Here is an 11437-nt window from a genome sequence, read left to right as displayed (position 1 = left end):
CGCTCGTCTGCGCAGCTCAAGAGGGTAAGGGGAAGGGCGTGCCATGACTCGATCCTCTCAAATGATCGAGTCCCTACCGAACCCGGAACGGTTCAGGCCGCAGCCTGCGGAGTTGGTTGTCGAGGCAACCCCGTTCAGGTCCTCATCGGCATCGCTGAGCGGTGCCCAGATATGTGTGCGGGCGATCCGGTGCGGCTGCGATAATGGAGGAGAGCAGCAGACGCGACCGTGGAGCAAAAGACGCACCCGGTCTGCCTGACAGAAGCATGCGATCCGGGGGACCGTGCCGAAGAAACGCAACGCCGCCCAGCGCATCGGAGCGATCGGAGAGGACCGGTTCCGGCTCTCCTGTCAGGAGAACTTCATCATCCCCAACAAGGTCGAACACGACTTCGGGTTCGACTTCCTGTGCCAGCCGGACCTGGCGGAGGACTTCGGCCGGACCGGGCCGGTATCCGGAGTTCTCGTCGGCTTCAGCGTCCGAGCGACCGATCGGGACGACGGGCGGATCAGGCTGAACCGGGCGGATGCCGAGTGCCTGCTTGCGGCACAGTTTCCCACCGGTATCGCCCTCGTGAAGCTGAACGGACCGAAGTCAGCGGTTGTCTATTTCCGGATGATGGATGCCGCCCTCATCGTGGAGCTGTCCCACTTTCTGACGTCCGCCAAGAAGTCCAAGCACTTCACCCCCAAGGACATGCGGCCCGTGGCGGAGATCCGGGACGCGATCGCAGAGGTGAGCGTCCCCGGCTACCTTGAGCAGGTGCGTGCCGACGCTGCCCGGAAGATTGCCGAACCGATCACCGGACCTGTCCAGATCCAGATCCATCGCGATGCCGACAGCCAGACAACCCTCATCACGTCCCTGGACCTGTACGCGTGGTTCGAGCAAGGAACACCCTCTGAGCAGGAGGCGCTTTACCTGGCCACCTTCGGCGAGCCGGCGCGACGTGACCAGAGGATGCGCGCACTCGCGCTGCGAGGCAAGGTCATGGGGGGCCTGGCGCACCTCCCCCAGCCGTATGTGCTGGCCGGTTTCATCATGGACCATCCCACCAGGGTGCATGTCCAGACCACTTCTGCGTCCGCGAAACTGCCGGTGCTGCGTACCGCCAACGAGCACCACTTCGGCTACGTCTACCCAGCGGGCTTCGCCCTGACCGTTTCCGCGCGGGTCGAGAAGGACGGTCAGTACGTGCACCTGATGCGGGCGCTCGCCGACCCGGACAGCGACGCTCTCCTCGGCAACCATCCGGACCTGCTTGACTTCCTCACTGCCTGCCACCCCGAGTCGGTCCTCCGTTTCGACGACGGCGACGGACCGCCTCTCGATGTGGTGCACTTCGAGAACTTGGGCGATCTGGCCTGGTGCGCGGCGGCCTACCGCGATGCCCAAGGTCTGGACGGCTGGGACGCGGTGCCTGTCATGGTCAAAGACCTGGCCAGCCCTGAATCCCGGAACTCCCTGATGTTCCTCGGCGCGGCAGCCGACCCGCAGACCCAGCCGATTCCCCGGGGACTCCTCCTGGCGGCGCCGGAGGTGCAGGAGGAGGACTGCGACACTGCGCCCGGGACCATTAACGTCCCAGTTGTTTGCAATCTGGCCGACTCCAGCCTCGTCGCCTGGTTCTCTGGCCACGGATCCGTGCTGTTCCATGATGAGGAACCGTGCGGATTCCAGGTGCCCGCCTTCCGCTTGGACACCGTTGAGGCGCTTCCCAGGGTACCGAGCCGGTCCCTGTTCCCACGAGTCCTGCTCGGGCCGCGTTCTCTGATCTTCGACGAAGGACGGTGGAAGGAGAGCGACGCCGACACAGGGCCGTGGTCAGACGACGTTCGCCTTCGTTTCCAGCTGGACTAGCTAGCCCATCCCTCGTGAACAGCCTGCAATATGTGTCCACTTCACGCGCCCCACGGCGATGCCAGCGCCCTGAAACGGAGGGACCTCCTTTGAGTCCTTGCCGCCACGCGGCACTGCGACCACGAGGGCACGGGTATCCGCCTTCCTGAGGCCGTGGAAGGTGTGGACCGGGCTTGTCAGTGCCATTCGGCGATCTCGCGGGCCGGACAACCGACACCTGTGAGGGTGGCGGAGGCAGGTCCGGTCCAGTCGCCGTAGCCAAACAGGTGTAGGCGCGGCTCTTGCACAGACAGGGTTCTCTACGGTGACGATGTGACCACGCGGGCCGCGTAAGCCAAAGGCGCCAGATGCGAGAAGGCCGGGCGAAAGCCGGTGCACCAATGATCGCAGGGGCGGGAGTTCGTGTGCCGTCGGCCCACTCGACACCGCTCGAGGTGAGACGGCGGTCTCATTTCTGCTGTTCTGACGTACGGCCGGGTCACAGTGTTGATCCGTTTGTGCGCGGGGGCGGCTGAGCGGAGTCTTCCGGACGCAGTGCGCGCACACCTTGGATGGCGGCAGCGATGTCTGGGCGGCCGTACCGGTCGGTGAGGGAGGCCAGGGTGTCCATGAGGTGGTTCTTGGCGTCGTCGGTCAGGTTGCCTGCGAAGGTCTGGAGCAGGCGGGCCAGAGGCGCCCACTGGCCCTGTGGCGCATAGGCGGCTGCTTGGGCGAACAGAGCCTCAAGACGAGTGAGTGTGCTGGTGTCTACAGTCTGCGGTGCGGTGGCGAACCAGTAGGACAGTGCCAGTGAAGGGTCGCTCATCAGGGTGTCGCGCAGCGTGTGTGCTTCTTCCAGACGGCGGGCGTGTTGGGCCTGACGTTGCTGCAGCTCGTGCAGGTGCTGTTGGTGGCTGTGTGCAGCCTGGGTGGCGCCGGGTTCGGCAGTGAGACAGACGTGGCCCCAGAGCAGCCGGACGGGGGCGTTGGGCAGGTCGGCGGGGCGGCCGAGGATGGTGTTGAGGCGGGCGGAGGCCGGCACGGCGTCGGTCGCGTAGTAGTCGGCGGTAATAGCGCGGGCGGTCGTCAGGGCGTGGTCGGCAGCGGCGGCGTGGGGGCTGTGGTGCGGACGGGGCGAGGGGAGTTCCTCCCAGGCGCCGGTGAGGGTGAGGGTGAAGGAGTAGCCCGGCATGGCGGTGGGTGCGGGGCAGATCAGGTCGAGGGTGCCGGTGCGGGGTGTGGGCCAGCCGCCGCGTCTACGGCGTGTTCGGCGCATGGTGCAGCGTTGCAGGCGCTGTCGGATCGGCTTCCCGCAGGGCGATGACGAGTGCGTCGCGCAGGTGGGTGCGTGCGGTGGGCTGTGCGCCGGGGCTGACGGGTTCCCATCCGTAGGTCGCGTGGTGGAGGGCGAGGAAGCGCGAGGCGAGGTAAGTGCGGTCGGCATCGGAGCGGAAGACGGCTTCGGTGAAGGTCTGCAGGATGGCGGGGCGCAGCCGGTCATTGGCCAGGGCGCTGTCGAGCCAGGTACTGACGGCGTGTTGCAGGTCGGTGTCCCCCTTGTCCTCCAGGGCGCAGCGCCAGCCGGTGAGGGCAAATGAGGAGCTTCCGCTGTCGGTTTTGGCCAAGAGGAGGGGGATGCCCTCGGTGGTAGTGCGGTCGGCGAGGTGGAGGAAGGCGCGCCGGGCGGCGGCAGTGTAGTGGGGCTGGGAGGACGCGAACCATGTGGTGAGGGTGGCTCGGATGGTGTCCTGGTGGGCGGGCTGGTCCCACAGTTCGGTCAGGGCGTCTCCCACGGCGGCCGTGACGGCCTTGTGGGTGGTGTGGGCGGCGAGTTCGGCCAGCCGCTTAAGGGCAATCTGGGGGTAGGCGTGGCCGAGTTGCGCCAAGGCGGCGGCGAGCGCCTGTTTGAGGGCGGTGGGGGTGCTGGCCTGGTTGGTGAGCTCGTCTGCGTCGGGGGCCTTGGCCCAGGCCAGGTACTGGGTGCGGGCGCGTTTGCCGGCGGTGGGGTCGACGGCTGCGGCCACCAGGAGATCTGTGGCCTGGCCTCGCAGGTGGCGAGTCTTGGCCCAGTGCGTGGCGATCGCCCGCAGGACGGTGAAGCTCTGCTTGGCCAGGCTGTAGCGGGTTGCCCATTGGGTGACCCGCTCGGCCAGTGGGGCGCCGAGGTCGGCGGGCAGTGATGCGGCCTGTTCGGCGGTCCAGCGGGTGAAGGCGGCGACGTGGTGGGGGCGGTCGACCCAGAAGTAGTCGACGACTGCCTCGGCGTAGCCGGGCTTGAGGAAGTGGATGCGGTCGTCGTCGCCGAGTGTCGCGCCGATGGTGTGGGTGAGTTCGATGATGCCGGGACCCTGCTGGCCGCAGAGGGTGGCCGGGGCGTCCTGGAGTGCTTCGCCGAGGGTGGTCTGGGCTTCGTAGACGGCCTCGGCGGGCGCGCCGTCGAGCGCGGCCGCGGCCAGCAGATAGTTGCGGTGGGCGCTGTTGGGATGGTTGCTGTGCCAGGTGCGCAGTACGGTGCGCCAGTTGTGGGCGGACTGGATGACGGCTTCGACGAGTTCCTTGAAGGGTTTGGGCTCGCCGGTGGAGTCGTCGAGGCTGACTGCGGTGATGATGATGCGGGCCAGCCGGGAAGCTTCGGCCGGTGTGGCCGACGCTAGCTGCTTGATGATGGCCTCATCGGTACGCCACCTGTCCAGGTCGCGGACGTGGGGCTGGTGGCGTTCCAGGTGGGTGTGGAGCACGTCGAGAGCGGTGGGCGGGGCAAGGAGGTGGGCCAGGTCGGTGGCCTCGCCCGCAACCGGCCTCCAGGTGTTGGTGTGGGTGACCACGACGAGGTAGGAGCGCATGGTGCGCAGGTGGTCGGCCGCTTCGCGCAGGTGGAGCCCGAACCCGGGGCGCAGGATTTCCTCTTCGTCTCGCAGGTCCAGGATCCAGCCGGTGTTCTCGTCTTTGAGGCCTTCGAGTTCGACTCGCTCGTTGGGTTCGCGGCGCACCTGCCGGATGTTTTTGACACGTTCGTGTGTGAGGGCGTGCAGGGCTGTGGTGTAGCGGCCGGTGCCGGCGGTGTGGTGGATGACGGCGATCCGGTGCACGTCGAGGAGCTCGGCGATGGCTTTTGTCGTCTGGTCGTCGGGCAGGTAGGGGTGCAGACGGGCCTTAATCCAGTCGTCGGGCAGGGGCGTTCCCCGAAGGCGTTGGATCTCGTTGATGTTTTGGACTGCGACTGCCGTCCCGTAGTTGATGCGGACGTTTTGCACGGTGCTCGCCCCGTCGTCCGGGTCTTTGACGTGAGGCGCCGTGTGCGGGGCGGGGGTGTCACGGGGGTGGGTGGCCGGTCCGGGCGGCGTCACGGCAGGTGCGGGGTCCTGTCGGGGGTCCGTGAAGGCGGAGGCCTGCGATCGGTCTGTGACGGACGGGTGGGCGGGGGGCTGGATCCCGTTCAAGGGCCCGGGGATGCTTGCGTCGGGATCGGCAGGTGGCTGGGTGGCCGGCGTGGATGCTGCATCGTCGTGGGGCGCGGGCAGTGTCGGCGCTGTGTCCTGGTGGGCAGGGTCGGATGCTGGCACGGATCAGCCCTTCGAAGCGGTCGGGTGTGCCGCGGCGCGGCCGCGCAGGCACATGTGGCGGCAGTTGCCTGTGCTACTGCTACTGCTGGGTGATCCGCTGGCCCTTCATACCGATGAGCTTGCCGCCGGCCTCGACGGTGTCCACGTCCTGCAGGACACGGGAGTTCCCGGTGATCACATCGCTCTCCATGCCCGAGGCCTCGCCGGTGACAGTCTTGATGCTCTGGTGGACGAACGGGCCGGAGGCGGGCCGGTCTTCGCCCTCGAAGGTCAGGCGCTGGCGGTAAATGTCCTCCAGGGCGCCGCGAGTGCGGGCCATGTTCCGCAAGAGTCGGTGGTCGGAGGGGCTCACCGGGACAGTGCCGTCGGCGTAGGCGGTGAGGGCTTCCTGCAGCAGTTCCAGTTCGCCTCGCCGGGCCCGGAGCGTGTCTTCGGACGGCTCCAGCGGCAGGTGAAGTGTTCCCACCAGGCCAGGCGGCGCGGCGACGTCCGTCTCGGGTTCAGCTCCGCGGGAGGTGAGCAGGCGATCCAGGCGCTGGAAGAGGAACGTGAAGGTGGCGGGCAGGACGGAACTGATCACAGCGATTTCTGTGGGATCCGGCATGCTGAACTCCCCCGGGCTTCAGGATGAAGGACTGTCCGATTCTTTCTGACGCCACGTAAGAGGGAGAGACCCTTTCGGGAATACGGCGAAAAGGCGCCGCCTGCCGCGCCCTTGCGTCTGTTCGGCCAGTTTTCGACGGCCACCCATTCGGCCACATGTCCGGTTAGCGGGGGTCCCTTTCACGTTGGTCCGGTGAGGCCAGGGGTACGTGCCCGTGCTGCCGGTAGACAGATTCCTCAGGGAACCGCTCCACGCGGACCTGCCTGTAGGCCACGTCGAATGACCTCGGGCCATCGCTTCCCACGGTCCGCCGAAGAGCCCGCCAGCTCGTGACGGGATCGAGAATGCAGCGCAGCAGATGAAGTCGCATTAACACAGCGTCGCCATGCTCCGGATGGCGGGCAGCCCCTTGTCGGAATCCACAAGCGGAATGGCGCTCGTGCGGGTGTTTCCCGTCATCGGATCCTGCAATGGGAAGTGAATATCGGGTCTCATGATTCCGTTGTGGTCCAAGGGATTTGAATGGGTCAGCCCGAATGCAGCGCATCTCGGCCACGGCGAAGGCTGACCATGGCCCGGCCAGGTTCCGTTGGCAAGGCGTGCAGGGGCCGGGGCCAAGGGCGCAGATGTGAGAGCCGCTGGCCCGTGCGTTGGTGGTGCGCGCCCACAGCGCGCGGACCTCGTCGGGCGGGCGGCACAAGGGGGTCTTTTTCAACTGGTGCACAGACGCGAGGGATGGGCAGGCGGGGGCCGTCGCCACGGGGTGGTCTTGCTCATGAGGGCGGTGATTGCGGTGATGTCACCGCCCCAGTTGCTCGGGTTGTACTTCAGACTGACGTGCCAGCGGTGGTCTGCCAGGCGCTGCTGCTCGGCGTCGATGGCCGTCTCCAGGGTGGTCAGTCCAGGGTCGAGGACCCATACGCCGTCGCGGTAGGGGGTGAAGCCCAGACGGGACCAGGCCTGCCCCAGGCGGGCGCAGGCCTCTTCATGGGGGGTGTGAGGATCACGCTCGATGGGTCCGGGAAAAGCGCGATGACACCGGTGTCTGTGCTGAAGTACTCCAGGGCCAGGCCGGTGAGGAAGACCCCGAGTCCGTGTCCGCGCAGTCGTTTGTCGATGCTGACGTGGTCGACGATGAGGGTGTTGCCCGGGCAGCTCAGCCGATCCGACAGGTCCTGGCGCGTGTCCAGGCAGCCAGGTTCGAAGAGAGCTTGGCTGATGGTGAATAGGTGGTCGCTGAGGGCGTCGCAGGCCTCGATGGGATCCAGGCAGCGGTTGTGATCGACGACGTGGAGGCCGATCCTGCCGAACTGGGGGCCGGGCCCGTCGTCGGCGAAGTGCATGCCGACGTCCCACTGCTGCATCCCGTCGTCGTGGTGCGGCGCGATCCAGTACTGGCTGTTGTAGGTGAGGATGATGTCGTCGATGCCGAACTCGACAGTGATCTCGTCGGGGTCTGATGGTGCGGGCCGGGCATACGGGACGGTCATGGCGTACGTGTCATCGTCGGGTACTTGGCTCACCGACCCGGCCAGGCGGTGTCGTCGGTCATGCGGGCGTGCGGAATCACGGGGTGATGGCTGTCGTGTTCGGTGGCCAACATGCCGGGACTGTGGGGCATGTCGTGAGCGGTGGCAATGATGATCTGAGCGTCGTCGGCCACGGTGGCGCTGACCACCTGCAGGGTGCTGGCGGCCAGACGGGCTCCCTCTTCGCCGGCACCCAGGCCGTCGAGGGAGGCGTCCAGCCACTGGAGGCGGGGCAGCAGCACGCCGGGCAGGGTACGGGCTGCATCAAGGAACGTCAGGTGCAGCCCGTTGTTGGCGATGTTGATCATCCCTGCTGAGCGGGAAAGCTGGCGCACGGTACGGCCGTTGAGCCGGGGGGTGAAAGTCTTCGGGTCAATGCTGGCGTGCCGGATCTTGTCGGGCGCCATCGCCATGACTTTCTCGGCGAAGATGATCGACAGCTGTTTCGCCGTTTGCTCGCGGACGTGTTGGGCGTCGCCTTCGGCCATGGCCCAGGCCAGGCGGGCCTGCTCAGCGTTGTCGGCGGTCCGCTGGTGTGCGCGTTCGAGTTCGTTCAGCCGGGTCAGTTCCTTGCGGCGTTCCCGCACCGCGGTGATCGCTGCTCTGGTCTCGGCCGCCGTGGCCGCGGCCTTGGCCTTGGCCTGCTCGCGTGGGGTGATCTCGGCTACGCGGTAGGCGTCGCAGCGGCTCGCCGCCTGCCGGGCGGCTTCGGTGAGGGCGTTGCGGGCATCGGCGGCTTGCTGCGCGCCAGTCTGGGCGGCTTGGAGCCTGTCCTCGAGCGCACGAAGGGCGGCCTGAGCGGCGGTGAGCCGATGGTCCTTGCGCGCCTGACGCACTGCCTGGTCGGGGTCCGGCTGCCCGCACAGAAGACAGGCGGGGCCGGGGGCCTTCGCCTGCTGAAGCATCTGGGCGCATTCAGGGCAGTGCATAGGCGGCTTGGCATCCTGTTCGGCTTGCGCGAGGGCCGCCCGGGCTTGCCCACGCGCCTCGTAGTGCGGAGCCAGAGCCTGGTACGCACGGTCAGCGGCCCTGCCTGCTTCGGCGGCTCGCTGCAGGCCTTGGCCTTTCTCGGAGGATCGGTTGGCGAAGATGGCCTCATGGGCCTCGAGTTCGGTGGCCAGGCGCAGGAACTCGGCGTTGATCGCTTCGAGGTGTTTGGTGAGGCGGGCTTCATCGGCGTCGAAGTCGGCGGAGGTGGGAAGTCCGTCCGCGAGGCGCTGCTCCATCGCCTTCTTCAGGACGGTGGCGGCCCTCGTCGCGTCCCTCTTGGCCGCGGCGGCACGGGCCTTGCGCGTCGCGGCCTCCTCGTCCAGCAGACCGAAGCAGACCTCGATCGTTACGCCGAGGTCGTTGAGATTGGCACCGCCGTAGACGGTATGGCTGGCGTGGACCTGCTGCAGGTAGCACAGGGCCATCATGCTGTCGAGGGTCACGCTGCCCCGGGCAGTCTCCACAGCGGGGATGCCCATGAGCTCCACGCTGTAGGAGCCGGCGGTGCGCTCCCCTGTCTCGGAGACGAGAGGGAACGTCGTCACTTCCCCGGTGGCCGTGTTGAGGAAGGAGATCTCCTGCGTCGGCAGCTCGTGCGTGATGATCCAGACCCCGCAGTCGAAGGCGACCGTGGCGCGCATCGCCTGTACCTGCTCCGTGGCTGCGGGCAGCAGTTTGAGAGAGACCGCTCCCAGTGTGATCCACAGAGCATCGGCCAGAGTGCTGCTGCCCGCCCCGATGCCGGCCTTGAGGTGGCGCAACGGCGCGTCGAGTTCAAGGCCGTCCCACTCACCGCCGATGAGGACTTCATGCTTGAGCCAGCTGAGTCTGCCAGGCATCCACCGCTCCGTCAGGGGCCGTCGTACGCCGCTGCAAGGGGGCGCGGCATGTCAGTGGCTTAACGGCGGATGGGAGGGCTGCGGTAGTGGGCAGAGGGTTTTGAGCATTCCATCGAGGGACCCACTGATCATGGCTTGACCACGGCGGGCTGTGCCGGCGCGCGCCATGCCGCGGACCTCGAGACGGCGGCAGGGCCCGCCCGCGAGCGGTTCGAAGGCGTGGGACGTGGCGGGCCATGTCGCGGACCCGCGAGCATCCCGGCCCTCGCTGCTGCGGCTGTGCCAGTTCTGCTGAGCCCTCGCGAAGCGTGCTGAGCGCGTGCGCTGTCGGCCGCGGTCGGGAATTTCCCGAATCTGCCCGTCTGTTCGCTGGTTGAGGGCTACAGTCGCGTTTCAGGCCCGGGTCGCCGCTCGTAGCGATGGCACCAGCTGCAACAGACTTCCACGCTGTCCGGGGATGCGGTCGTACCGTGCCCACCAGCAGCTTCCTCCTCATCTGCGGCGGGCGTCGGCTTGCCGCGCATCGTTGGAGCTCCTCCATGACAGCCGTCCAGAGCACCCCCTCTGCGTTGCCCCGCGACTTCTTCTGCGAGCACTCCGCCAGCAAGAGCCGCGTTCTCGTTCTGCTGGCGCACCCTGACGGACCTTCCAGCCTGCAGGCCGTCATGACCTGCAAGGATGCGCTCGTGGCCCATCATGCCGCGCTCCTTCTCGGCCTCGCCGCCCGCAACGGGGTCCTCACCGCGCCGCAGCAGAACACGGCGGGCAAGCTGCTCACTGTGCTGCCGGATGCTCCTGCTGCCTCCTTCCGTCACGCTCTCGACCAGGCATGCGCGGGAGTGTGGTCCGCCGTCTTGCCGGGGTTCACCTGGCCTTCTGACGACCCATTCGACTGGGTGCAGGAAAGCGGTGAGGAAGAGGCACTTCCCGTTTCGGCTGTCCGCAGCCCGGGGGATGCCCGGCTCGCTGACCTGCCCGGTCCGGTGGTCCGTGTGGTCCAGTTGCGCGAGTTCCACGTCTACGACCAGGCCAGGGCACTCGCGGCAGCGGCCGCCAGCGGCTGGGAGCCGATGCCGCCGGAGGAACTCACCGAAGATGATCCACACGATCTGACCGGCGCTGTCATGTTCGCTGCCGAGACCACGGGCGACCTGCCGGGCATGGACTGCCTGAACGATACGCAGGATGGCCAACTGCTGCTGTCGGCTCAGGGAGATGAGGTCGCCGACTGGTCGGCTGAGCCGGTCCGCGTCGACTTCGGCCCGGGCTGGCGCCAGCGTCGGGCCGATCGCTCCGGCGCGGCCGTGCGCACGGGTGCCGCGCCCGAGAGTGATGGGGAGCAGCCGGACTTCGCCGCGCTCTTCGCGCTGCCCGCGGCGTGCGACTGTGAGGAGGAGGACTGCCGGAAGTGCGACTGGACGTTCACGCCGCGCACGGCCGAGCTGCTGTACAGCGCGCTGGTCGAGCTTGCTGATGCGGCCTACGACGATGCCGCCGAACTGGGTGAGCGTCCCGTCACCCAGGACGATGACGGTGCGTGGGGTTTCTTCTCTCGTCTTCCGCAGGTGACCTGGCGCCAGAGTAAACAGTGGCGGCGCGGCCTGGCCCGGGCCTGCGACGATCTGGCAGGCGACCTCAAGAGCGGCAGGTGGCCCCGGCCCGTCTGCGCGGCGGAGGAGATGGTCTTGCATCTCGCTCTCGGTGATGCCCCCGAACACCTGGAAGCCGGTGACGACAGTGCGCATGCGGCGCTGCCCGCGCACCGCGACGACTACGACTTCGACGCCTGTTCGGACTTCTTCTTCCAGGACCACGATGTGCTGTGGCTGTACGACAGCAAGTACAGCAAAGGCGCTGGTGAAGCCGAGGACAGGGCGCCCGCGGGCATCCCTCCCGCCTTGCACCCGGACAACTGGTTCGAGGACTTCCTCAACGTCCCGGCGCGCTCCCCCGAGCGCGGACACCGCCGCTGAACCGCGGGCACGGGTCTTGGCGGCATCGGCCGATGCCGTGACCTTTCCTTCGCCGTCCGCACTCACCTCGCCACGGGCTGGCGCCCGGAGCTGCAACAG

At 67.6% G+C, this 11437-nt stretch carries 7 protein-coding genes and 1 pseudogene; 2 read left to right on the top strand and 6 right to left on the bottom strand.

The features are described from left to right. Positions 1-283 precede the first annotated feature (283 nt). On the top strand, positions 284-1861 hold the full coding sequence (locus tag ACFYRX_RS46220) for a hypothetical protein (protein WP_389113370.1): 1578 nt from the start codon (positions 284-286) through the stop codon (positions 1859-1861). 176 nt (positions 1862-2037) lie between these two features. Here the strand turns inward: ACFYRX_RS46220 and ACFYRX_RS46215 are convergent. From ACFYRX_RS46215 to ACFYRX_RS46190, 6 genes and pseudogenes are all read right to left on the bottom strand, one after another. Continuing rightward, positions 2038-2303: pseudogene (locus ACFYRX_RS46215) on the bottom strand (pyridine nucleotide-disulfide oxidoreductase); the annotation flags it as partial. Between the two features lie 36 nt (positions 2304-2339). Further along, positions 2340-3116 carry a hypothetical protein gene (locus ACFYRX_RS46210; protein WP_389113368.1) on the bottom strand — a complete coding sequence of 259 codons (777 nt, stop codon included), beginning with the start codon at positions 3114-3116 and terminating at the stop codon, positions 2340-2342. Continuing rightward, on the bottom strand, positions 3097-5094 hold the full coding sequence (locus ACFYRX_RS46205; RefSeq protein WP_389113366.1) for a hypothetical protein: 1998 nt from the start codon (positions 5092-5094) through the stop codon (positions 3097-3099). The genes ACFYRX_RS46210 and ACFYRX_RS46205 overlap by 20 nt, the downstream gene beginning before the upstream one ends. Before the next feature lie 388 nt (positions 5095-5482). Beyond that, a complete protein-coding gene (locus ACFYRX_RS46200) occupies positions 5483-6007 on the bottom strand; it encodes a hypothetical protein (protein ID WP_389113364.1) in 525 nt (174 codons plus the stop codon). 896 nt (positions 6008-6903) lie between these two features. Continuing rightward, positions 6904-7497, bottom strand: coding sequence for a hypothetical protein (locus tag ACFYRX_RS46195; RefSeq protein ID WP_389113362.1), 594 nt, complete (start codon positions 7495-7497; stop codon positions 6904-6906). Positions 7498-7526: 29 nt separating this feature from the next. Beyond that, positions 7527-9365 (bottom strand): hypothetical protein, encoded by a 1839-nt coding sequence (locus ACFYRX_RS46190; protein ID WP_389113360.1) that lies wholly within the window; start codon positions 9363-9365, stop codon positions 7527-7529. Positions 9366-9835: 470 nt separating this feature from the next. Between ACFYRX_RS46190 and ACFYRX_RS46185 the strand changes: the two genes are divergently transcribed. Then, positions 9836-11338 (top strand): hypothetical protein, encoded by a 1503-nt coding sequence (locus ACFYRX_RS46185; protein WP_389113359.1) that lies wholly within the window; start codon positions 9836-9838, stop codon positions 11336-11338. Positions 11339-11437: the final 99 nt, after the last annotated feature.

This window comes from Streptomyces sp. NPDC005374 (assembly GCF_042872225.1).
In the GTDB taxonomy this organism is placed as follows: Bacteria; Actinomycetota; Actinomycetes; order Streptomycetales; family Streptomycetaceae; genus Streptomyces.
The sequence above is the reverse complement of the archived record's forward strand: the minus strand, read 5'-3'. Positions and strand labels throughout refer to the sequence as shown.

What these genes read in the sequence shown, in the direction of transcription:
- ACFYRX_RS46210 (WP_389113368.1), bottom strand. Translation starts at nt 3,116, where the DNA reads ATGCGCCGAACACGCCGTAGACGCGGCGGCTGGCCCACACCCCGCACC.
- ACFYRX_RS46190 (WP_389113360.1), bottom strand. Translation starts at nt 9,365, where the DNA reads ATGCCTGGCAGACTCAGCTGGCTCAAGCATGAAGTCCTCATCGGCGGT.
- ACFYRX_RS46200 (WP_389113364.1), bottom strand. Translation starts at nt 6,007, where the DNA reads ATGCCGGATCCCACAGAAATCGCTGTGATCAGTTCCGTCCTGCCCGCC.
- ACFYRX_RS46195 (WP_389113362.1), bottom strand. Translation starts at nt 7,497, where the DNA reads ATGACCGTCCCGTATGCCCGGCCCGCACCATCAGACCCCGACGAGATC.